Source organism: Pseudomonas sp. JAI111, assembly GCF_024809425.1.
Lineage (GTDB): Bacteria > Pseudomonadota > Gammaproteobacteria > Pseudomonadales > Pseudomonadaceae > Aquipseudomonas.
In genome coordinates, this window is sequence record NZ_JANUCB010000010.1 from 234800 (window position 1) to 258247 (window position 23448).

18 protein-coding genes, 1 tRNA gene and 1 pseudogene are annotated in these 23448 nt (G+C 60.5%); 13 read left to right on the top strand and 7 right to left on the bottom strand.

The features are described 5' to 3' along the window. Positions 1-292 precede the first annotated feature (292 nt). Positions 293-2347 (top strand): methyl-accepting chemotaxis protein, encoded by a 2055-nt coding sequence (locus HNR03_RS26485; RefSeq protein ID WP_259156951.1) that lies wholly within the window; start codon positions 293-295, stop codon positions 2345-2347. 116 nt (positions 2348-2463) lie between these two features. After that, positions 2464-2540: transfer RNA gene (locus HNR03_RS26490), tRNA-Met, on the top strand. Positions 2541-2611: 71 nt separating this feature from the next. On the opposite strand, the gene HNR03_RS26495 is transcribed toward HNR03_RS26490, so the two are convergent. Continuing rightward, the gene (locus HNR03_RS26495) at positions 2612-3721 is read right to left on the bottom strand and encodes a M14 family metallopeptidase (RefSeq protein WP_259156954.1); all 1110 of its coding nucleotides are present in this window, start codon (positions 3719-3721) and stop codon (positions 2612-2614) included. Positions 3722-3885: 164 nt separating this feature from the next. Here HNR03_RS26495 and ggt point away from each other — a divergent pair, with 164 nt between their 5' ends. Further along, complete coding sequence (gene ggt, locus HNR03_RS26500) at positions 3886-5724, top strand: gamma-glutamyltransferase (RefSeq protein ID WP_259156955.1); 1839 nt, start codon at positions 3886-3888, stop codon at positions 5722-5724. 66 nt (positions 5725-5790) lie between these two features. Here ggt and ddlA read toward each other — a convergent pair whose 3' ends face one another. Further along, positions 5791-6885 (bottom strand): D-alanine--D-alanine ligase, encoded by a 1095-nt coding sequence (ddlA, locus tag HNR03_RS26505; protein ID WP_259156958.1) that lies wholly within the window; start codon positions 6883-6885, stop codon positions 5791-5793. 139 nt (positions 6886-7024) lie between these two features. Here ddlA and HNR03_RS26510 point away from each other — a divergent pair, with 139 nt between their 5' ends. The 4 genes from HNR03_RS26510 (at position 7025) to HNR03_RS26525 (ending at position 10349) form a co-directional block, all read left to right on the top strand. Continuing rightward, positions 7025-8275 (top strand): MFS transporter, encoded by a 1251-nt coding sequence (locus HNR03_RS26510; protein WP_259156959.1) that lies wholly within the window; start codon positions 7025-7027, stop codon positions 8273-8275. Between the two features lie 91 nt (positions 8276-8366). Then, the gene (locus HNR03_RS26515) at positions 8367-9179 is read left to right on the top strand and encodes an AraC family transcriptional regulator (RefSeq protein WP_259156960.1); all 813 of its coding nucleotides are present in this window, start codon (positions 8367-8369) and stop codon (positions 9177-9179) included. An 89-nt stretch (positions 9180-9268) separates the two neighbouring features. Beyond that, the gene (locus HNR03_RS26520) at positions 9269-9637 is read left to right on the top strand and encodes a cupin domain-containing protein (protein ID WP_222588441.1); all 369 of its coding nucleotides are present in this window, start codon (positions 9269-9271) and stop codon (positions 9635-9637) included. Positions 9638-9872: 235 nt separating this feature from the next. Next, a complete protein-coding gene (locus HNR03_RS26525; RefSeq protein ID WP_259156962.1) occupies positions 9873-10349 on the top strand; it encodes a hypothetical protein in 477 nt (158 codons plus the stop codon). A gap of 11 nt (positions 10350-10360) precedes the next feature. Here HNR03_RS26525 and HNR03_RS26530 read toward each other — a convergent pair whose 3' ends face one another. From HNR03_RS26530 to HNR03_RS26540, 4 genes and pseudogenes are all read right to left on the bottom strand, one after another. Beyond that, complete coding sequence (locus tag HNR03_RS26530; RefSeq protein WP_259156964.1) at positions 10361-10960, bottom strand: flavin reductase family protein; 600 nt, start codon at positions 10958-10960, stop codon at positions 10361-10363. Between the two features lie 57 nt (positions 10961-11017). Then, entirely contained in the window at positions 11018-11626 is a 609-nt protein-coding gene (locus HNR03_RS32045; RefSeq protein WP_405046092.1) for a methyl-accepting chemotaxis protein, read from the bottom strand. Continuing rightward, positions 11606-12334: pseudogene (locus HNR03_RS32050) on the bottom strand (PAS domain-containing protein); the annotation flags it as partial. The gene HNR03_RS32045 and the pseudogene HNR03_RS32050, both read right to left, overlap by 21 nt. Positions 12335-12463: 129 nt before the next feature. Beyond that, a complete protein-coding gene (locus tag HNR03_RS26540; RefSeq protein ID WP_259156968.1) occupies positions 12464-13777 on the bottom strand; it encodes an MFS transporter in 1314 nt (437 codons plus the stop codon). Between the two features lie 212 nt (positions 13778-13989). On the opposite strand from HNR03_RS26540, the gene HNR03_RS26545 reads away from it, so the two are divergent. From HNR03_RS26545 to HNR03_RS26565, 5 genes are all read left to right on the top strand, one after another. Beyond that, positions 13990-15408, top strand: a complete 1419-nt coding sequence (locus HNR03_RS26545; protein WP_259156970.1) for a short-chain fatty acid transporter — start codon at positions 13990-13992, stop codon at positions 15406-15408. 219 nt (positions 15409-15627) lie between these two features. Further along, complete coding sequence (locus HNR03_RS26550) at positions 15628-17328, top strand: acid phosphatase (protein WP_259156973.1); 1701 nt, start codon at positions 15628-15630, stop codon at positions 17326-17328. Between the two features lie 117 nt (positions 17329-17445). Then, positions 17446-19143: a molecular chaperone HscC gene (locus HNR03_RS26555; RefSeq protein ID WP_259156975.1), complete on the top strand. Its 1698-nt coding sequence runs from the start codon at positions 17446-17448 to the stop codon at positions 19141-19143. Positions 19144-19154: 11 nt separating this feature from the next. Next, positions 19155-20861 (top strand): J domain-containing protein, encoded by a 1707-nt coding sequence (locus tag HNR03_RS26560; protein WP_259156976.1) that lies wholly within the window; start codon positions 19155-19157, stop codon positions 20859-20861. 74 nt (positions 20862-20935) lie between these two features. After that, positions 20936-22108: a hypothetical protein gene (locus HNR03_RS26565; protein ID WP_259156978.1), complete on the top strand. Its 1173-nt coding sequence runs from the start codon at positions 20936-20938 to the stop codon at positions 22106-22108. A gap of 107 nt (positions 22109-22215) precedes the next feature. On the opposite strand, the gene can is transcribed toward HNR03_RS26565, so the two are convergent. Next, positions 22216-22860 carry a carbonate dehydratase gene (can, locus tag HNR03_RS26570; RefSeq protein WP_222588451.1) on the bottom strand — a complete coding sequence of 215 codons (645 nt, stop codon included), beginning with the start codon at positions 22858-22860 and terminating at the stop codon, positions 22216-22218. A 141-nt stretch (positions 22861-23001) separates the two neighbouring features. On the opposite strand from can, the gene HNR03_RS26575 reads away from it, so the two are divergent. After that, complete coding sequence (locus HNR03_RS26575) at positions 23002-23406, top strand: serine kinase/phosphatase (RefSeq protein ID WP_259156980.1); 405 nt, start codon at positions 23002-23004, stop codon at positions 23404-23406. Positions 23407-23448 lie beyond the last annotated feature (42 nt).

Sequence of the window (23448 nt, forward strand, 5' to 3'; positions counted from 1 at the left end):
CGTCAATGTGCCATTTTTCAGTGCAGCAGCGCCATCCCCTTAGCCTGCTAACGACCTCGGCGTCCATCGCTAAAAAAGTGATAGCGCAACGCCATGGTCTGAATCTTGCCTTGTTAATCCGCTTCAACGCGGCCCCTTACAAAGGGGACCGAGAATGGGAAGTTTCGCCACAGAATCGGCCTACAGAGCTGACAAGGGTGAACTTTCGAGGCCTTTAAAAAGGGCACACGTCGCGGTCGCAAAGACCTCGACGCACGCCATTGGTGCGTGGTGTTCAGAGGAGTCATGGGGCATGTCTTTTTTATCACCGGGGATCGCGTTGCTGGGGCGTTTTGGCTTCGCACGCAAATTTCAGCTGTTGTTCCTGCTGTTTATCCTGCCGCTGGCGGGCAGCCTGTTGATGATTGGCCAGGACTATCGCGCCAAACTGAACCTGATCTCTGGCGAACGCGCCGGGGTTCATCAACTGCTCGCCCTCGATGCGCTAGACAACCTGCTCGCCGCCCAGCGTGATCGCGCTGCTCGTTGGCGTGCGACGGAAACCAATCGCCAGCCGACACCGGCAACCCTGGCGGCGATGGCCGCATTTGAGGCGGTTCAACCCGCTGTCGCCCAAGCCACCACGGACCTCGGTAACGCACTGAAAATCGAAGGCGCCGAGAGCGAAACCCTGGCCCGTTACCAAGCCCTGCAAAACGCCCTCAATGGCCTGGATTCGAAAAGCCTGAGCAGCGTCGGTTGGTGGCCCGATGGCTACGATCGCTTCACCAATGCCCTGACTGCGCTGCAAGCGTTGCGCGAGCAGATTGCCATGGATAACCGCCTGACACTGGCACCATGGCTGGAAACCTACCTGCTGACACAAATCTCGACGCAGCACGCGCCAGACCTGATCGAACGGGTCGGTCGCCTGGCGAGCGTCGGGCAGGCGTCGGTCGTCTCCGGACAATTCACCCTCCAAAGCCGTCTGCAATTGCGCGATTTGCGCAGCCGCATTGGCGATGCCCGCGAACAGCTGGTGAAAACCGCCAGCCTCCTGGAAGCCCGCCTGCCCAGCGCATTGCAAAGTTGGGCCGGGCAATACCACGACAGCCTCAAGCATCTGGACGCAAGCCTCAAAGTCCTCGATGACGGCGTCTTCGGCGGCAGCATCACCCTCAAGCCCGACGACTTCGAACACAACCTCGACGCCCTGCTCTCCGACCTCGCCGCGCTGCGCCAGCAGTCGCTGGTATCGCTGGATCAACGTCTGGATTACTACCATGGCTCGGCGATCAGCCAGTTCATTCTGGTGGCGACGATTTTTGGTTGCCTGCTGCTGGCGGCGTTGTACTTGTTCATCTGCTTGCAGGCCTCAATCCGACGCAGCGCCAGCGGCATCACACTGTTGGCCGAAGCATTGCGCGATGGCAACTTGAGTCTGCAAGTGCCGGTGCAAGGACGTGACGAGCTGGCGGCCATCAGCACCGCCCTGAATGTCGCCGTGGTGCAGCTGCGCAACAGCTTGCTGGGGGTCGATCACGAAACCTTGCAGGTCAGCAACGCGGTGCGCACCCTCAACCATCACTCCAGCGGCGCCCTTGGCGAAGTGGAAGCGCAGCAACTGCAGATCAGCCAGATCGCCGCCGCGGCCACGCAATTGGCGGCTACCTCACAAGGGGTCGCGCAGAGTTGTGAACAGGCGTCCGGCAGCGCGCAACACACGCAGCGCATCGCCGCCGACAGCAGTCGCGACAGCCAGCGCACCACCGCGAGTATTCAGCAGCTCAACCAGCGGTTGAACGACACGGCCGCCGCGTTGGGTCGGGTCAGCGAACAAGGCCAGCAGATTCAGTTGGTGGTCGACACCATTCGCGGTGTCGCCGAGCAAACCAACCTGTTGGCGCTCAATGCGGCCATCGAAGCGGCCCGTGCGGGTGAACAAGGTCGTGGGTTCGCCGTGGTGGCCGACGAGGTGCGCAGCCTGTCGCAACGAACCCAGTCTTCCACCGCGCAAATCGCCGGCACCGTCGACAGCCTGCGTAACACTGTGAATGAGGCGGTGAGCTTGATGGAAGCGGCGTGCACTCAGGCGCAAAGCGATGCCAAATCGGTGACGGGCCTGGGCGAACGCCTCGGGGAAATTGCTCTCGCCGTGCAAGGCGTTACCGACACCCTGGCGCAGATCGCCACGGCGGTGGAAGAGCAAGCCAGTACCGCCGACGAAGTCAGCGGCAACATTCAACAGGTCGATCAAGCGGCAGTCCGGTTGCTTGAAGGCGCGCGGGCGGTGAACCTGGCGGCCGACACCTTGAGCCAGGGCAGCAAGGCCTTGAGTGCCAATACCGGTAGATTTCAGCTCAGTTGACGCCCTCCCCTGACCCGATTTTTCGGCTCAGGTGGATAAGCGGTTGAAAGCGTAGAGAAATATTTTAGATTTACGCTTGACGCATCTGCATTACCGGTGAATAATGCGCGCCACTTGGCTACATAGCTCAGTTGGTTAGAGCATAGCATTCATAATGCTGGGGTCCGGGGTTCAAGTCCCTGTGTAGCCACCAAGTACTAAAAACGGCTTACCGAAAGGTAGGCCGTTTTTTTATGCCTCGATAAAAGTGCCCCTGACACGGCGTCAGGAGCCAATCCCCGGCAACGCCGACAGCGCCCTCTCCCAGATCTGCCAGGTGCGCAGCCAGACCATCGCCTGCCAGTCGGTATCGGCGGGATAGAACTGCTCCAGCAGATTCAGTTTGATCTCACGCCCCACGGCATCGCTCGGGTTACCGTGCAAGTGCAGCCAATGGTCGTCGCGCAAATGACGATGAACCTCTGCCCCCGGATACGTCCCGCACTCGATCACAAAGGGCATCAACCGCACCTGAGGCAACGCATCGATCAATGCCTGCGAGGTGTAGCCCGTCGCCGTAGCCGCCACACCGGTTTCGCTCAAGGTGTCAGCGCCAGTCAGCAATGTGTAGAGCCATGGGCCGTAAATGGCCTGCGCATCGGGCAGCGCTGGATAAGCCGCCTCGGTGATTGTCAGCAACATTGGATGACCGTATTCGCCCGCACCGGTGTGCAGGTCGAAACACATTGCGACCTCGGCATGGGCAATGTGTTTTTGCATGATCTGGTGCAACGTGCGGTTCGACCAGCTCGGCGCCAACCCGCCATAAAACAGACCGTCGGGATGACTGTGCTGGCCGCCCTCGACAATCGACATGACCGCCGGCCAGCCGTGTTGGCGAATCTGCTCATCGAGCAAGGCGTCGGCGCGGTCCCGCTCGGGGCCTCGCAGCTCAGTGACGGCATAGATTTCATGCAGTGCTGAGTAAGCCTGATTGTCCGGCAGTGGTCGGGTAAAGTTCAGGTGATTGCGGTTGAGGTCGATGTTGTCTTCGTTGACCCGGCGTAGCCACGCGGTGCCCCAGGGGTTGATCAGATGGATCATCACCACCGCGACATCCGCGGGCAATGAACGCTTGCCCAGCTCCTGCATCCACTTGATCTGACATCCCGAGCCATAGAAGCCTTCAACGCCATGGGTGCCGCTCAGGGCGATCAGCAGTCGCTTGGCGCCGGGATCGCCCAATACCGCGACGTCGGTGCTCAGAGGCTCGCCAAAAGGCCCTTTGAGCGGATGAGGATACTCAGTCAACGTCGCGCCGGCCGCAGTGGCTGCCGCGAGAAATAGCTCACGTTGGGTGCGGTAACTCGGCTGGGTGGGAAACTCGGTCTGCATGTCTGCCTCTTGTTCATTTTCTGGCCAGTCTGTTGCCCTCGACCCTACAGAAAATCCATCAGTTCATGAAGGACAAAAGCGTCTTTGCCGTAGTCCGTGGTTTGCACCTCGTCCTGCCGGCCGATACAGTCCTCTGATCTTTTCCCACGGACGGAGTGCCCAACGTGTTCTCAGCCTTTCACTTGAGCCGCTTTCGGCTGTCAGCCCTTTCGCTGATCGCCACCGCACTGACCCTTGCCGCGTGCAACGGTGCCTCGACCTCCCCCTCGACTTTGCCGCTCGCGCCGGAAGTCGCCTCCGGTTATCGCACCGACCTGCAAACTCGCCATGCCTCGAAACACATGGCGGCTGCGGCGAATCCGCTGGCGGCCGAAGCCGGGCGAGCGATGCTGCGTCAGGGTGGTTCGGCGATCGATGCCGCGATTGCGATGCAAGCGGTGCTGACGCTGGTGGAACCCCAATCGTCGGGGATCGGTGGCGGCGCACTGATTGTGTTGTGGGATGGCAAAAACGTGCGCACGTACGACGGTCGCGAAACGGCACCGGCCGGCGCTACCGAGAAACTGTTCCTGCAAGCGGACGGCACGCCGATGCCATTCCCCCAGGCGCAGATCGGTGGCCGCTCGGTGGGGACACCCGGCGTGTTGCGCGCGCTTGAGTTGGCCCATCAAAAACAAGGGCGCCTGCCTTGGGCAACGCTGTTCGAACCGGCCATCAAACTGGCGGAGCAAGGCTTTGCCATCTCGCCGCGCCTGCATCAGCTAATCGCCTCAGACTCGTCGATACGACGTTCACCAGACATGATGGCGTACTTCATGAATGCCGACGGCAGTCCGAAAGCCGTCGGCACGCCACTGAAAAACCCGGCATTGGCCGCGGTGTTGAAACGCATCGCCCAAGAGGGACCGAATGCGTTCTATAAAGGACCGGTCGCCCAGGAGATCGTCGCCAAGGTTCAAGGCCACACCAACCCCGGCAGCCTGTCGCTGAACGATCTCCAGGGCTACAAGGCCAAGGAGCGCGCGCCGCTGTGTACCGACTACAAACGCTGGCAGGTTTGCGGCATGCCACCACCGTCGTCGGGCGGCATTGCCGTGGCGCAGATCCTCGGCACGCTCCAGGCGCTGGAAACCCGCGACCACAGGTTCGCCCTCGCGCCACTCAAGCCGCTCAAGACCACCCGGCCTGCGGGCATCGAACCTGCGCCCGAAGCCGTGCACCTGATTTCCGAAGCTGAACGTCTGGCCTACGCCGACCGCGCGCTCTATGTGGCCGACAGCGACTTTGTACCGGTTCCCGTCAAAGGCCTGGTCGACCCGACCTACCTGGCCAGCCGCGCTGCCCTGATTGGCGATCGCAGCATGGGCACGGCCAAACCCGGCACGCCGCCGGGCATTCAGGTTGCCTACGCACCGGACCGTTCGCCGCTGCGCATTTCCACCTCGCAAGTTGTCGCTGTCGATGACGAAGGCGGTGCGGTGTCCATGACCACCACCGTGGAGTCCGCATTCGGCTCGCACCTGATGGTTCAGGGCTTCATGCTCAACAACCAGCTGACCGACTTTTCGTTCATCCCCGAAGAGAACGGCCAGAAGGTCGCCAACCGCGTCGAGCCCGGCAAACGCCCACGCTCATCGATGGCACCCACGCTGATCTTCGACCGCCAGAGCGGCGAATTCCTCGCCACACTCGGCTCCCCTGGCGGCTCGCAGATCATCGAATACGTGGCCAAATCCGCCGTCGGCCTGCTCGACTGGAATCTCGACCCGCAAGCGGCGATCAACCTGCCCAACTTCGGCAGCCGCAACGGCCCGACGGAGCTGGAAGAAGGGCAATTCAGCGGCGGCTTGATTCAGTCGTTGAAGGACAAAGGGCACAGCGTGAGCGAGATCGACATGACCAGCGGCACCCAGGCGATTGTTCGGGTCAAGGATGCGCAGGGAAAGGCTTCGCTGGCGGGCGGGGCCGATCCTCGGCGCGAGGGGGAGGCGTTGGGGGACTGAGTCCTACGCAGAAAAGGCTTACCGGAGGGTAAGCCTTTTTTATATTGAGTCGACTGTGCGCGCCGCTCAACGAGTGATCTTCAACGCCTGCCGCGCCTTGTGCTTCTCCAGCGCCAGATCGATCAGGCGACTCACCAGTTCGCTGTACGTCATGCCGGTGGCCTGCCACAGCTTGGGGTACATGCTGATGCGGGTGAAGCCAGGCAGTGAGTTGATCTCGTTGATCAACACTTCGCCACTGTCGGTCAGGAATACATCGACCCGCGCCAGCCCGGAACAGCCCAGCACGTGAAACGCTTCGACGGCCAAGGCACGGATGCGCTCACTGGCCTCGTTGCTGATATCCGCCGGCACCACCACTTGTGCCGCTTGAGCGTCGATGTATTTGCTGTCGTAGGAATAGAAGCCACTGCGCACTACGATCTCGCCGCAACCACTGGCGATGGCGTCTTCGTTGCCGAGCACTGCGCATTCAATCTCGCGGCCACTGACGGCGGACTCGATCAACACTTTTTCATCGAAACCCAACGCCAACTCCACTGCCGCCGTGTACTCGGCTTCGTCGTTGACCTTGCTGACACCCACCGAAGATCCCTGGTTCGCCGGTTTGACGAACAGCGGCAGGCCAAGCTTGCCCTGGACTTCGGCGAAGCCGGTGCGCGCCGCGCTGGTGCGGGTCAGGGTCACGAACGGCGTGACCGCCAAGCCAGCGTCTCGCAACAGGCGCTTGCTGAAGTCCTTGTCCATGCAAACCGCGGAGCCCAGCACATCGGAGCCGACAAACGGCAGGTCGGCCATGCGCAGCAAGCCTTGCAGGCAACCGTCTTCCCCCAGCGTGCCGTGCACGATCGGGAAGATCACATCGACATGGCCCAGCAGTTCCTGACCGGACGTTTCCACCAACTGTTGACTGGCCTTGCCCGGCACCACTGCCAGTTCTCGGTTGGATTGATTGAGGGCGATCAGGGCCGGATTTTCCTGGTTGAGCAGGAAGTTCGAAGGGTCGTTGAGGTGCCAGTGGCCTTGTTTGTCGATACCGATCAGCACCGGTTCGAAGCGCGAACGGTCCAGCGCATCGACAATGTTTTTCGCCGATTGCAGCGACACTTCATGTTCAGCCGAACGACCACCAAAAATAACCCCTACCCGCAGCTTGCTCATTGCCTGGCTCCCTTTGTGAATGGCTGTTTCATAACACGGCTGAGCAGCTGAGTTAAAGACTGAAACTTCGCGCCGCTTCGATGAGTCAGTGCTAATACGCACGCCCCCCCCCTGCGCTCCCGTCACGAAGAGGCCGCCCTTGAACGTCCACTCCGACCGTCGCAACGCCCTCTCACTGGACGGGCTCAACTTCTTTCTCGCCGACGTGCGTGATGGATTAGGGCCGTACCTGGCGATTTATTTGCTGGCGGTACATCACTGGGAGCCGGCCAGTATCGGGCTGGTGATGACGCTGGCGGGGATTGCGGCGCTGTTGACGCAAACGCCGGCCGGCGCACTGATCGACAGGACGCATCGCAAACGCGGCGTGATCATTGTCGCGGCGCTGCTGGTCACCGCGAGTTGCCTGCTGCTGCCGTTCATTACTTCGTTCACGCTGGTGGCCATGACCCAGGCGCTCAGCGCCGTAGCGGCGTCGGTATTTGCGCCAGCGATTGCGGCGATTTCCCTGGGGATCACCGGACCTCGGGCCTTTACCCGTCGAACCGGGCGAAACGAAACCTTCAATCATGCAGGCAATGCCATTGCGGCGTTGCTGGCCGGTGGTTTTGCCTACCTCTTTGGCCCGGTGGCGGTGTTTTACCTGATGGCGCTGATGGCGTTGGCCAGCGTGATTGCCATCAGTTTTATCTCCCCACACGCCATTGATCACGACGTGGCGCGAGGCTTTGATCCCGAAGGCCCCTCCCACGGCGTTAACCCTTCAGGCTTGAGCGTCTTACTGCACAACCGGCCGCTGCTGGTGTTCGCCATCTGTTGCGGCTTGTTCCATCTGGCGAATGCGGCGATGTTGCCGCTTGTCAGTCAGAAGTTGTCACTGGTGAATTTGCAAATGGCCACACCGTTGACTTCGGCCTGTATTGTCGCGGCGCAACTGGTGATGGTGCCGGTGGCGTTACTAGTGGGGTGGAAAGCGGATGTGTGGGGACGCAAACCGTTGCTGCTGGCCGGTTTCCTGATCCTGCCATTGCGCGCGGTGCTGTATCTGCTGTCGGATGATCCGTACTGGCTGGTGGCGGTGCAGTTGCTGGATGGCGTCGGCGCAGGCGTGTTCGGGGCGTTGTTCCCGGTGGTGGTCAAAGACTTGACCCAAGGCACCGGGCGTTTCAATGTCAGCCTCGGTGCCCTGTCGACCGTGTTTGGCCTGGGAGCGGCCTTGAGCAACGGCCTCGCCGGAATAGTCGTTCAGCAAGCGGGGTATGACGCGGCGTTCCTGACCCTGGCCGGAATCGCGGCGACAGCATTTGCGTTGCTGCTCCTGGCCATGCCCGAAACCCTCAACCATCGGCCAGCGATGCGCGCCGAACAGCCGATAGCAACCGTCAGCTAATGGCGAGGTGAACAACTTCTGCCAGGGCCTCCAGACAGGTAACGGGTCACTGGGTTACCGTGTTTACAACTGAGTTCAAGACATCACTCCCATGACCCGGCACACCCCGCCCATCGATTGGTTCCACCGCGCGCCCGACGTTGGCGGGGTTCAGCGTTTCGAGGCGTTTTTTGCGGGCCACGGTTACGACCTTCACCGACACGACACCTATGCGATCGGCCGCACCCTGGCCGGCGTACAAAGCTTCCAGTACCGCGGCGCCTGGCGCCACAGCCTGCCGGGCGGGACGTTGGTGCTGCACCCGGACGAAGCCCACGATGGCGAGGCGGGCACCGAGGCCGGGTTCAAATACCGGATGATGTACATCGAACCGGCGCTGATTCAGCAGATCCTCGGCGGCAAGCCGCTGCCCTTTATCAAGACCGGCTTGTCGACCGACCCGCGCCTGTTCGCCGCCACTGACGTATTGCTGCGCAGCCTCGATTGCCCGCTCGATCCCCTGGAGGAACAGGACGCGTTGTTCGATCTGGCGCAGGCCTTGAACAGCGTTTCGGGAGTGACCTCCTCCCAGCGCCAGAGCTTCGACTACGTGGCGGCGGAGCGCGCGCGGGCGTTCATCCACAGCGCCCTGGATCGCACCGTAACCCTGGATGAACTGGCACAACACAGCGGTCGTGACCGCTGGAGCCTGTCGCGCGATTTTCGCCTGTTGTTCGGCACCAGCCCTTATCGATATCTGACCATGCGTCGCCTGGACCTGGTCCGCTCGCTGCTGGTCCAGGGCCAGTCACTGGTCAGCGCCGCGCTGATCGCCGGCTTCACCGATCAGAGCCACATGACCCGACAATTCAGCAAGACATACGGCCTGTCGCCCGCACGCTGGATGAAAATGCATCGCCGCTGAACCACTCGCACGAGCCACGCACAATCGTACAAGAAGCTCGCCGACGGGCTGGTTAACGTGGGCTCACGATCAACCACGAGGCCTGCTTCATGAACGCTTACCACAGCCTGAACTTCGCTGAAAAAATCACCCGGATCGACGCGCACTGGTCGCCGCGAGTCATTGCCGAAATGAACGACTACCAGTTCAAAGTGGTGAAACTGCTGGGGGATTTCATCTGGCACGATCACCTGGATACCGACGAAACCTTCATCGTTCTCGATGGGCAATTGCGCATCGATTTTCGCGATGGCCACGTTCTGGTGAACGCAGGCGAAATGTATGTGGTGCCAAAGGGAGTCGAGCACAAACCCTCTGCCACACAGGAAGTAAAGTTGCTGTTGATCGAGCCCAAAGGCGTGTTGAACACCGGCCGCGAAGGTGGCGAACGCACCGCTCAGAACGATGTATGGGTGTGAAACCCGCAGACCACAGCACGGTAGGAAATGCCTTCCAACACACTCGGACGCTTCATACATAAGCGTTTCAGCGGTTGTTTTAAAGTGTTTCACAGAGCGCAGACGTCACAGTTTGACCCATCGGTCTCACTGCCAAAGGCCTCTGCGCGCCCTCCACTTTTTCACAACCACCAAGGCGTTACATTTGATGAGCAACCGTTGGAAGAGCAATTCGCGCAAAGATTCTGGTGTGTTTTTGAGACGCTTTAAAACCGAGCTGATCGTGGGCTTCATTCTTGGCGCGGTGCCGCTGTTGATCAACTCGACCAACCAGGCCGAACTGCAAGCCATTCTCCAGTCATTGCTGGCCAGCGCCCCTATTCTCAATCATGGTGGATGCCTGCTGACGATCTATGTCGCGGTGTGCATCCACAAGAAAATCCATCGCTTGAAAAGTGACCGCATGCGCGACCGGTTCGAGACGATCTACAAGGTAACGGCGGAAGTCGGGACGAGTTTCCTGACACTGCTGCGCACGGGGCTCGGGGCGATCGTCGGGTTTCTGATGATCGCTCCGTTCATGGACGAGGCACCAATCTCGCTAAACCATTGGCTGACCACGGCCCTGTATTGCGCCATGACCCTGGTGTTCTCGGCATCGGTGTCGTTGTTGCACGATTTTCTGATGACCCGCCCGACGCGTAGTCATCCGAAAAATCACATTCGTTTGTAAGGCCCCGCCCCTTAGGCCTGCAACGTCTTGCCGTCTACCGGATCGCCGATTGTCAAGAAATGCCCGCCCGCCACGTGGTGCAAGGTGCGCAAGGCATCGTGCCCTTCGAAGTGCCAACGCCCCTCGCTGAACACTCGCTCATCGGCTTGGGCGGCAATCACCTCGGCCAGGAACAGATCGTACTGCTGATGGTTGTCCGGCTCCGGCAGCAGTCGGCATTCCAGCCAGGCGACACAGCCTTCAAGCAGTGGGGCGTCGATCAGCTCACCGTTGAACGTCTGCAGGCCATAGGTCTGGAACTTGTCCTGGCCCTGGCTTTGGCTTAGTTCCAGGCCGGATGTCGAGCCAACGGTCTGCACGATATCGGCCTGAGCAGCGCAGGGAACGTTCAACACGAACGTTCCCGAGGCTTCCAGCAACTGCCGGGTCCAGGTGGATTTATCCAGCACCACGGCAATTTTGGGCGGTTCGAAATCCAGCGGCATGGCCCAGGCGGCGGCCATGATATTGCGCTGGCCATCATGCGCCGCGCTGACCAGTACGGTCGGCCCGTGATTGAGCAGGCGGTAAGCCTTGGACAAGGGAACCGGACGGCGGTGAGAAACGCTCATGAAGGCTGCTCCTGGGGAAAACGCCGATTGTAGCGATTTCCACCAGGAGGGCAGGCATCAAGTCGCCAGCTGATTGGCAAACTGCCCGACCGCGTTCACCACTTTCTGCGCACCGTCCTGAATCTCGACGATCACCGTGCCCGCCTCCGCCGCCAGCGCCAGACCCTGTTCGGCCTGCAGTTGGCCGTCGGTCATCAGGGCCACGGCGTTGCGCGCCATATCCTGGTTCTGGCGCACCACGCCGACGATCTCATCGGTGGCCTGGCTGGTGCGCGAAGCCAGTTGCCGGACTTCGTCAGCGACCACGGCAAATCCCCGCCCCTGTTCACCGGCACGCGCGGCTTCGATGGCAGCGTTGAGCGCCAGCAGGTTGGTCTGTTCGGCAATGCCGCTGATGGTTTTTACGATGGTGCCGATGACCAGCGATTGCTCGTTCAGTGCTTCGATGCCTTCACCGGCGGTTTGCATGTGTTTGGCCAGGTCGCGCATCACATTCACCGCCTGCGTTACCACCGCCGTGCCGCGCTGGGCGCTTTGGTCGGTTTGCTGGGAGGTGCTGTAGGCGATGTTGGCGGCCTCTGCGACCGCCTGCTCCTGATTGACCTGATCGGTTATCACAGTGGCGAACTTCACCACTTTGTAGAGCTTGTTGTTGGCGTCCAGCACCGGGTTGTAGGACGCCTCCAGCCAGACCACACGACCATGGCTGTCCACACGCTTGAAGCGTTCAGCAACGAACTCGCCCGCGTTCAGGCGGCGCCAGAAATTCTGATACTCAGCACTGTTGTAGTCCTCAGGCTCGCAGAACATGCGGTGATGTTTGCCTTTGATCTGCGCCAGGCTGTAACCCATGCCGCTGAGGAACCGCTCGTTGGCCGTCAGCACGTTGCCATTAAGGTCGAACTCGATCACCGCTGTGGAACGCACCAGCGCGCCGATCAGGTTCTCATGCTCGCGGGACGCCTCGATGGTACGGGTCAGGTCGCTGGCGTAAATCGAGAAATGCTTGATCTTGCCGTTCGAAGACCGCACGGGTTGCGCAATCGAACGCAGCCACGCCTCCTGGCCATTACCCCGCAGCAAACGCACGGCGCCGGCAAAGTGCTCGCCGCGGGTCAGCGCCAACTTGAAGCGGTGGTGAAATTCGTCCGACTTCACATGAACCGGAACAATGTCTTCGATGTCCCGGCCGATCAGGTCGCTGCTCTTGTAGAGCATCTCGTCGATGAAGTTCTGGTTGACCGATTGAATCCGCCCATCAGGGTCAAGGGTCAAAACCAGCATCTCGCTTTCCAGACTGTCCCTCACTTGCTGAAGGCTGGAGAGTTCCTCGCGAAGAGCCGATAGCTCCTGCTTTAAGCGTTTGTTGAACATGGGAAAGTACCGATGGACAGAGATAGAAAGCGATATGCAGCCTAGCCATCGGCCTTACGGGTATTTTCTGAAGAGTGTTTCAGTCTTGTCCTACAAAAATAGTTCCGGTATCGATACCCACCCCTTCGTTCATATCGCGCCAGCGGCCGGACAGCGCTCGACCCGTGGCATCCGCGCGCCGAAATACGCCGCACTGCTAACACCCACGGCGCCCATCACGGCACAGAAGATCACGCAGATCCACGGGCTCCATGGCATCAGACCGATCAGCAACAGCGGTGTGATACTCGCCCATGCCGCGTAGGCAATGTTGTAGGTGAAGGAAATACCCGAAACGCGGATCCGCGCCGGAAACAGGCTGACCATCACCGACGGCACCGCCCCGACAACCCCGCAACCAAGCCCGGCAATCGCGTACGCCAGGCCGATCCAGTTGCCACCGATGATCAGACACGTATAGAGCACACCAATGCCCAGCGGCAGAAGCAAGCTATAGAGCATGACGGTGCGCCAGGCGCCGATGCGATCGACCAGCAGCCCGGCGAGGACGCAGCCGATGTTCAGGAAAACAATGCCCAAGGCACTCAAGGCGAAGGTATGGCTGGCAGTCATGCCGAAGGTTTTCTGCATCATGGTCGGGGTAATGACCACGAACACCACCACCGCCGACGTCAGTACGCAGGTGAGGATCATCGCCGGCAACATCGCCAGGCGATGTTCACGCAAGACCGTGCGCAGCGGCAGTTCGACCGCGGCATCGCGCTGGGCCTGCATTGCCATGAATACCGGGGTTTCACTGAGCCAGCGACGCAGCCAGACACCAATCACACCAAACACGCCGCCCAACAGGAACGGGTAACGCCAGGCGTAATCAAGGATTTCCGCCGGAGTGAAGGCCTGCGCCAGAAAGGTCGCCGTCAGGGCGCCGATCAAGTAGCCGAAGGTCAGCCCGGCCTGCAGAAAACCCAAGGCGTATCCGCGATGACCGGCCGGTGCGTGCTCGGCAACGAACACCCAGGCGCTCGGTACTTCACCGCCCACCGCCGCGCCTTGCAGAACCCGCAAGACCAACAGCAGCAACGGTGCGAGATAGCCGATCTGGGCGTAGGTCGGCATGATCCCGATCAGCAGGCACGGCAGCGCCATCATCAGGATGCTCAGGCTGAACACCTTCTTGCGCCCCAATCGGTCGGCGAAATGCGCCATCAGGATTCCACCCAACGGACGCGCCAGATAGCCGGTGACGAAGATGCCGAAGCTTTGCAGCAAACGCAGCCACTCAGGCATTTGCGGTGGGAAGAACAGCTGGCTGAGAGTCAGCGCGAAAAACACGAAAATGATGAAGTCATAGATTTCCAGCGCGCCACCAAGGGCCGCAAGGCCGAGGGTCTTGTAGTCCGAGCGGGAAAACGGCGCCGGGCGCGCATCGGTGTTGGCAGTCATGAAAAGAACTCTGGCACAGGCAAAAACCAAGGCGCTCATGGTCTACGCAAATGCGCCCACGGACAACCCGTTAGACCAAAGTCTCAGACTGGCTAAACTTCGTCACAAAAAATGACTGATTGATTTACTGTTGGCACCTGTCCAGACGGGCCTTTGAAGTGTCTTCAAAGCCCCCGCGGACCACAACAAACATAAAAATTAGAGGTAGTCCCGTGGCCGCTGATATCGAAGATACCCGCTCCGCCCGCTTTGCCCTGCGCTGTTCAAGTTTTGCCGAACGCTGGTTCCCCGACTCCTGGGTATTTGCGGCCCTGGCGGTAATCATTGTCGCCGTGGCAACGATGATCATGGGCGCCAAACCCACGGATGCGGCGATGGCTTTCGGTGACGGTTTCTGGAGCCTGATCCCGTTCACCATGCAGATGGCGTTCGTGGTGATCGGGGGTTATGTAGTCGCCAGCTCGCCGCCCGCGGTGAAACTCATTGACCGCTTGGCGCGCATCCCGAAAAACGGCCGCTCGGCTGTGGCCTGGGTCGCGCTGATTTCCATGGTCGCGTCCTTGCTGAACTGGGGGTTGTCATTGGTGTTCGGCGGTCTGCTGGTACGTGCCCTCGCCCGCCGTGTCGACCTGAAAATGGATTACCGCGCCGCCGGAGCCGCAGCCTATCTGGGGCTTGGCGCCGTGTGGGCCCTGGGTCTGTCGTCCTCCGCGGCGCAATTGCAGGCCAACCCGGCCAGTCTGCCACCATCGATTCTGTCGATCACCGGCGTCATTCCCTTCACCCAAACGATCTTTCTCTGGCAGTCCGGCGCGATGTTGCTGGTGCTGATCGTGGTCTCGCTGATCATTGCCTATGCAACCGCACCGGGCCCCAACACCGCCCGTGACGCCCAAGCCTGCGGTATCGACCCGAGTTTCAACCTGCCGCCGCTGCAACCGCGCACCCGCCCCGGCGAATGGCTGGAGCACAGCCCGCTGCTGATCATTGTGCTGGTGCTGCTGGCGGCAGGATGGTTGTTCCACGAATTTTCGACCAAACCTGCGATCAGCGCGATCTCGGGCCTGAACACTTACAACTTCCTGTTCATCATGCTCGGCGCGTTGCTGCACTGGCGCCCGCGCAGCTTCCTCGATGCGGTGGCCCGCGCGGTGCCGACCACCACCGGTGTGCTGATCCAGTTTCCACTGTATGGCTCGATCGCCGCGCTGATGACCACCGTCAAAGGCACCGACGCACAGACCCTGGCCCACCACATCTCCACCTTCTTCGTCAGCATCGCGTCCCACGACACCTATGCGCTGCTGATGGGCGTGTACTCGGCGATTCTTGGTTTCTTCATCCCGTCCGGCGGCGGCAAGTGGATCATCGAAGCGCCGTATGTCATGCAAGTGGCCACTGACCTGAACTACCACCTGGGCTGGGCCGTGCAGATCTACAACGCCGCCGAAGCCCTGCCGAACCTGATCAACCCGTTCTACATGCTGCCGCTGCTGGGCGTGCTCGGGTTGAAGGCGCGGGACTTGATCGGTTTCTCGTTTGTGCAGTTGCTGGTGCACACGCCGCTGGTGCTGTTTCTGCTGTGGGCGCTGGGGACGACACTGGCGTACACGGCACCGGTGATGCCTTAACCGTTTCAAGAGCACCGCAAAACAACTGTGGGAGCGAGCCTGCTCGCGATAGCGATGTTCCAGTCGAAATCATTATTGACTGTAACGACGCCATCGCGAGCAGGCTCGCTCCCACGTTTGCAATTCGCTCATATTCAGGGCCGTAACCCTTCTGTCACATCCCGCTGCTAGCGTCCCGCCGAAACATGTTGCAACAATCTGGGCAAAAAGGAATTCGGCATGAACGACGACAAAGACCCCGGCAACACCCCCGCCCCTGACGACGATCACCCTGTAGACACCAGTCGCCGTCGCTTTCTCGGCGGTGTTGCCGTGCTTGGCGTCGGTGCCACTCTAAGCGCCTGCGGCAGTCAGGGCGACGACACGGGCAAACCGGGCGAGCATCCTTTGTCCCCCGCGCAAATGGACAAGGCCCTGCACGACCAGGTGAAAACCGTGGTGGTGATCTACGCCGAGAACCGCAGCTTCAACAATCTGTTCGGCGACTTCCCAGGAGTCGAAAAGCCGCTGTCGGCGCTCAAGCCTGCCGAATATCAACAGCGTGATCGCGATGGCAGTCTGTTGCAGACGCTGCCACCAGTGTGGGGCGGCGTGCTGCAGATCGGCCCGCAAACCCTCGATGGTGTGACTTACCCCAGCGAAACCCAGTTTCAGGAGCATCTGCCAAACGCGCCGTTTGCCCTCAAGGGGCCGAACGCTGAAGACTTGCCGTTGGGCCTGGTTACGCGCGACCTGTGGCACGTGTTCTATCAGAACCAGATGCAGATCAACGGCGGCAAGAATGACGGTTTCGTCGCGTGGGCCGACTCCGGCGGATTGACCATGGGCCATTACGCCCAGAGTCGATATTCCCTGCGCTTGTGGGATGTTGCCCGGGAGTTCGTCCTCTGCGATAACTTTTTCCAGGGCGCCTTCGGTGGCTCGTTTCTCAACCACCAGTACCTGATCAGCGCCACCGCGCCGTTCTACCCCGACGCGGCCAACTCCGTGGCCAAGGCGCAGATCGCGACGCTGCAAAGCGATGATCCGCTGGACCCGCGACTCAAACCGCTGGAGAAATCCCCCGCCAGCGCCATGACCGGCCCACCGCAATTCGGCCCCAGCGCACTGACGCCGGACGGCTATGGCGTCAATACACTCGCGCCGCCCTACTGGCCGACCTGGATTCGCGACCCGGAGCGCCCGGCGTATGCCAAGCCTGACCTGCCAAACGTGCTGGTCCCGCAGACCCACGAGCACATCGGCGACAAACTCTCGAAGAAGAACGTTGACTGGGCCTGGTACGCCGGAGGTTGGCAGGCGACGCTGGATCAGTACAAGGATTCTGCCGGCATTCCGCAAATTCCGAACTTCCAGTATCACCATCAGCCATTCAACTACTTCAAGCAACAGGGGCCCGAGAACCCTGCCGAGCGCAGCAAACGGCTGCGGGACGCGGGACTGGGCGATGAGTCGAGCACCAACCTGTTCTTCGCCGATGCCGAGGCCGGCAAACTGCCGGCGGTGAGTTTCTACAAACCCCAGGGCAACCTGAACATGCACGCCGGTTACGCCGATGTGGCGTCTGGCGACCGGCACATCGTCCGCGCCCTGAAGGTGCTGCGTGAAAGCCCACAGTGGAAAAACATGGTGGTCGTGGTCACCGTCGATGAGAACGGTGGCTGGTGGGATCACGTAGCGCCGCCAAAAGGCGATCGTTGGGGACCTGGCTCACGGGTGCCAGCCTTGGTGGTCTCGCCTTTTGCACGCAAGGGCACGGTGGATCACACCGTCTACGACACGGCATCGATTCTGCGGCTGATCACAAGGGTGTTCGGGCTTGAGCAGCTCGACGGACTCAAGCAGCGCGACCAGGCGATGATTGCCAGCGGACAGAAGCCAATGGGTGACTTGACCAACGCGCTTGTGTTCAACGTCTGAGGGCTGGAACACGCTCCGTCGAAAATAATAGCTCAATGCCACTACTTTGCTTTACCGCCCCGCTGCTCCGGGAATATCCTTGCGTTTTTTTGCAGGCCGTAAAGGGAGTTCATTGCAATGATCGTAGGGATTGACCTGGGGACCACCAACAGCCTTGTCGCCGTCTGGCGTGGAGAGTCCAGCGAATTGGTGCCCAATGCCTTGGGCCAGTTCCTCACACCCAGTGTGGTCGGCCTCGATGACCAGGGCCGCGTTTTGGTGGGCCAGGCAGCCCGTGAGCGTTTGCACACCCACTCTCGCCAGACCGCTTCGCTGTTCAAGCGCCACATGGGCAGCGCAACCGAAGTACGCCTCGGAGACCGAACTTTCCGTCCCGAGGAGCTTTCGGCACTGGTGCTCAAAAGCCTGAAAGAAGACGTGGAACGGGCCTTTGGCGAAACCGTGCACGAAGCCGTCATCAGCGTGCCGGCCTACTTCAGCGATGCCCAGCGCAAGGCGACGCGAATTGCCGGTGAGCTGGCCGGCCTGAAGGTCGAAAAGCTGATCAACGAGCCGACCGCCGCAGCCTTGGCTTACGGGCTGCACCAACGGGACAAGGAAACCTCGTTCCTGGTTTTCGACCTTGGCGGCGGCACGTTCGACGTGTCGATCCTGGAGCTGTTCGATGGCGTCATGGAAGTGCGTGCCAGCGCCGGCGACAACTTCCTCGGTGGCGAGGATTTCGACAGCGTGCTGCTCGAGCACTTTCTCGAGCACCATCGCAACACCGATCGTTTCCCCGACCGCGCCAGCATCATCCAGCCTCTGCGTCGCGAAGCCGAGCGCGTCCGCAAAGCGTTGGGTCAAGACGCCAGCGCCGAATTCAGCCTGCGGGTCGATGGTCAGCAATGGACGCAAACCATCACCCAACAACAATTGGCCACCCTCTACACACCGTTGCTCGAACGCCTGCGCACACCGATTGAACGGGCGCTGAGAGACGCGCGTATTCGCGTCAGTGACCTCGACGAAATCCTGCTGGTAGGCGGTACGACGCGCATGCCGCTGGTGCGCAAACTGGCCGCCGGGCTGTTCGGGCGTTTCCCTTCGATCAGCCTCGATCCAGACGAAGTCGTGGCCCATGGCGCGGCCATTCAAGCCGCGCTCAAGGCACGTTCCGCCGCGCTGGAAGAAGTGGTGCTGACGGACGTCTGTTCCTACACGTTGGGCATCGAGACATCGACCCAGATCGGTCAGCAATTCGAAAGTGGCCATTACCTGCCGATTATCGAGCGCAACAGCATCGTGCCGGTGAGCCGGGTCAAGACCGTCTACACGCTGCACGATAATCAGGAACACGTGCTGCTGAAGATTTATCAGGGCGAAAGCCGCCTGGTCAAAGACAACGTGGCGCTGGGCGAGCTGGACATCAAAGTACCCAAACGCAAGGCTGGCGAAGTCGCGCTGGACGTACGCTTCACCTATGACAACAACGGTTTGCTTGAGGCCCAAGTGGTGGTGCCGCTGACCGGTGACTTGCATTCGCTGGTGATCGAGAACAATCCCGGCGTGCTGACGCCCAAGGAGATTCAGCAACGGCTGGCGGGCCTGGCGCTGCTGAAGATTCACCCGCGAGATCAGCAGGTCAACACGGTTCTGACCGCACGTCTTGAGCGTCTCTATCAGGAAAGTCTGGGGCAGATGCGTGAACAGATCGGTCATTGGGCCAAACAGTTTCAGCACGTCCTTGATTCGCAGGACGAACGCCGGATTCGTGAGGCGCGCAGTGAATTGACGCAGCAATTGAGCTCACTGGACAACGGCCTCTGGCAGTAAGGAGCGCCAACATGGATTGCTGGTCAGTGCTGCAATTGCCCGAAGACGCCGACGCGCGCACCATCAAGCGCAGTTATGCGCGACTGCTGAAAACCTTCCGGCCCGATGAAGATCCCGAGGGTTTCCAGCGCTTGCGCGAAGCCTATGAGCATGCGCTGGAAGTTGCCCAATGGCGGGCCGAAAACGCCACGCACCAGCGCGAAGTTGCAATGGTCGAAGGCGCAGAACAGCCGAATCACGCCAACCTCCAGGCGTGGTCCGATGTGCTCGACCGTCAACCGCTGAACGTTGAAAACCCGCCCTTTCTGCGCCCCCTGAAACTTGAAAGTCCGCCTCCTCTTCGCTCGCTGAACCTTGCGCCTTCCCACGCCCAGCCATCGCACGAATCGCTTGTCGCGCCGCAGGAGTTGGCGGCGCGGGCATTGATCGACGGGCTCTCGGAACAGAACCTGACTGAACGCTGGGCGCAGGCGCAACAACAGCAATGCGCCCAAGCGTTTGAGCAGTTGCTGCTGGCGCTGTGCTTCGATCATCCGGGCCTGCGCAATCCGGTATCCGCGTGGGCAGTCCAGCACCTCGATTGGTTGGCGCCCTGGCAAAACGTCGAAATGACTGATTGGCAGCGAGACGCCCTCGCCAGCGGTTTGCTGCAGGATTATCGGCAGGCGTTGCAGGAATTGCTTGAAAGTGGCAAGGAGCGAGAGTTTCTCACCTTGCTCAAAAGCTACACGGCACAGCCTTGGCTACAAGTGTTTGATCGTCGCCAGGAATGGCAGCGAATCATCCTGCAACTGTTCAGCGATACCGAGTGGAGCTTGCCGCTGTTTGACCGCGTCGGGCAGGTGTTTGGCTGGGACAACGAAAAAGGTATTCATCCAGAGCCCGCGTCGACCTGGGCGGCCTTGATCGAACGCTGCCATCAGGAGAGTTTTTACGAAAACCTCCGGGCCAAGGCGCAAGACAGCCGGACCTGGGCCGCCGACGTTCAGGCCGCGCACTTGCTGATGAACCCGATGAAGGATCGGCAGCAAAAGAAAATGATCGACGGCTTCGGCCAGAACGAATGGCAGGCCTGTCATGACCTGGCGCAAACCCTCAAGTGGCGCTATCCGCAATTGCGTTTACGGTTGCCCCATGCCGATGTCTTTCACTGGCGACGTTTTTTGCCACGCCCCATCGCCGACGAAACCTGGGTGCAGGTCTGGGCGGGTATTGCCCTGGCGATGTTTTTATTTTATTTGCCGACCGAGCACAAATCCCTCGGCTACAGCATCGGCATGCCGTTGATATTGGCCTTCGTTCCGGTCTGTTTCTTGCGCTTCGCCCTGAGCTGGTGGGTGCCGATCACGTCGCAATTTATCGTCCAGGATCTTTGGCTGACCGAGGGCCTCGTGCCCCGGCACTGGAACCCGGACACCCGTTGGCTGGTGATACGGCACGGCGCTCCGCAAGCCGTGCTCGCGTTGCTGTTCGGGATTTTGCTGGGTTGGCCGGGCGTGGTGACTTACCTCGGTTTTATGCTGATCGGTCTCTTGCACAAACGGCGCATCGGTCAGCTCGACCCTGAACTCAGCGCCCGACGGCCATGGCTGACGGCGCTGCATTGGGCGCACTTCAGCCCGTTGCAGTTGGTGTTTTTGCTGTTCATGGTCGGGGTAATCCTCGCGTGCCTGATGTATTACCCGGACTATCACCTGACTCGTTTGAAGTTCAGTTGAGCGATTGTCGGCCGATCTGCTTAAGTAGCTATGGCCCGCGATCGACGCGGGTCCACGCTGAAAAGGATCTGAGCATGTTCAAACTGACAGGACTTACCCTTGCGGCCCTCACCCTGAGCGCCGCCGCTCACGCCGATGTCGATCTGAAACTGGGCAGCACCGAACGCGTCACTCGGTTGTTCGCCTACCCCAACAACTGCAACGTGATCTGCTTCCGTCATTGGACGCTCGAGCAGACCGTCGAGCATTACCTGACCCAAAGCGTGCAGCGCGATGGTTACAGCGCCGCGAAAGTGCGGGTCAAAACCGATAACGATCACCTCTACGCCGACATCAGCGGCGTGCCAAAGGGTTACGAAAAACCGTTGGCCGCACTGCTTGATGCGGGCGATCTGGCGTATACCGGTGCCAAGAAACTCAATGCGGATGGCAAATGGGCGTTCAACTGGTATCTGTTCCTGCCGCTGGGCATGGCCCTGGAAAATCGCAAGAGTGTCGAACTGCTGCACTTCCCGCCGGATTACTCCCTGACGCAAGCCCAGGATTACCTGCGCTCGGCCACCACGGATCGCTGGGCCACGCTGCTGACGGATAACGGTATTCCGGCCGCCCAGACGCCGGGCTATCAGACCATCATCGATATCGCGCCGATTGCTGCGCCGGCCAATGCGGGCAAGGATCTGGAAGGTGTCTACGGCTATTTCAAGGACTACCAGACCACCATGGTCAAGGAAGTCAGCCAGAATACCCACGGTGCGGCATTGCCGATGGTTGCCTTCGGCGCGCCAGTGCGTAACTGGATCAAGCAGCAATATGGCCCGACCGTGAATGTGCTGGGCCTGGCCACGATCAGCCCGAGCGCCGGGGTGAACGTGCCGGTGCTGGGTTCCAATCACCCTAGTTATATCTGGTACGCCGCCGACCCGGCCACCTACACCGGCGAAGATCCCCAGGCGAAGGCCGATGCCGCAGGCCTGACAGTCATGGGGCAAGATTTGAGCGCCGCCTGCTGGCAAGCCGGCATGGGCAGCAAACCGGGCAGCGATCCTGCCGTACAGCTGAAAAGCTGCACGCAGACGTGGCAAGTGACCCAGAAAGAAAAAACCTGTGAGCTGTTCTACACCTCAATCCGCAACCTGACGCCTGAACAAGCCGTGGCCAAGTGCGCGACAACGCCGATCCAGTCGCAGCTCAAACAGCTGCAAGCCCCGGCGCCCGAGACAGCGGTGCCGGTGCCGGCACTGTAATCGCCGGTGCACGTTGCGCGTGAGCGATGGCTCACGCGCAACGGCATTCAGCTCATGCGCCCGATCACCTGCTGTTTAGGCATCGGCGTAATCTCTGTCGAAACGCTCTACTGCGCTTCAACCGGACGCAGACGGTACTGCGGCGGCAGTTGCTCAAAACCGCTGATGGTCGTGTTCAGGCTTTTCCAGCGACCGTCCTTGATGCCATAGATGCAACCGTGGATCGACAGGCTCTGCCCGCGATGCCAGGCGTTTTGCACAATGCTGGTGTGCCCGACGTTGGCGACTTGCTGGATCACGTTGAGCTCGCAAAGACGGTCTACCCGCTCTTCTTCGGTCGCCAGCACGGCCAGTTCTTCACGCTTTTCGTAATAGAGGTCACGAATCGAGCGCAGCCAACCATCGATCAGGCCCAGCTGTCGGTCCTGCATCGAGGCTCGCACGCCGCCGCAGCCGTAGTGGCCAGTGACGAGGATGTGTTTGACCTTGAGCACGTCGACCGCGTACTGAATCACCGACAGGCAATTGAGGTCGGTGTGCAGCACCACGTTGGCCACGTTGCGGTGGACGAACAGGTCGCCCGGCAACATGCCGACGATTTCGTTGGCCGGCACGCGGGCATCGGAACAGCCGATCCACAAGTATTCCGGCGTCTGTTGACGGGCCAGCTTGGAGAAGAAGTCCGGATCTTCCTGCTTGATCGCTTCGGCCCAGCGTTCGTTGTTATCAATCAGATCTTGTAATTCGTTCATGCTGTAAAGCCTCAAGAATGATGCGCTGGTTTGACAGACAACCGTCCGTCGAGGTCACGCGCTTGATGCAACTATGGCCGGTGGAATTCTCAGGAGCCCCGTGGGTCCACCTTAGTAAGGCCCACAGTATGAGGAATTGCCATGACTGATTCACGACGTCCGTACGATGCGGCGCAACCTGAGCCCATCGATGATAACGAAGACCGCATGGGCTCGCTGCATGAGCTGGATTTCGACGAGGAAGAGCCCAGCGCCAGGATTGGCGATGAACTGCCGGAAAACGAACGCGAGCGATTGATGCCCCGCGAACGCGTGCGTGAAGCAGGAATGACGGGGGCCTCGACCGACGACCATGAACCCACCGACGACGACATGAGCCCGGAAACGTTGATTCGTGAGGACGGCGCGCGGGACGCTCATGAGGCCGGTGAGGGCAATCAGGCCGATTGGGATTTAAGCATTGTCGATGAAGACGACATTGGTGGAGGCAATGGGCTGGATGAAGAGGAACTGGCGCGGCGCGATCCGATGGACGGTAATCGTTGATCTTTATCGCCTGTTAAGCCGCCTTCGCGAGCAAGCCCGCTC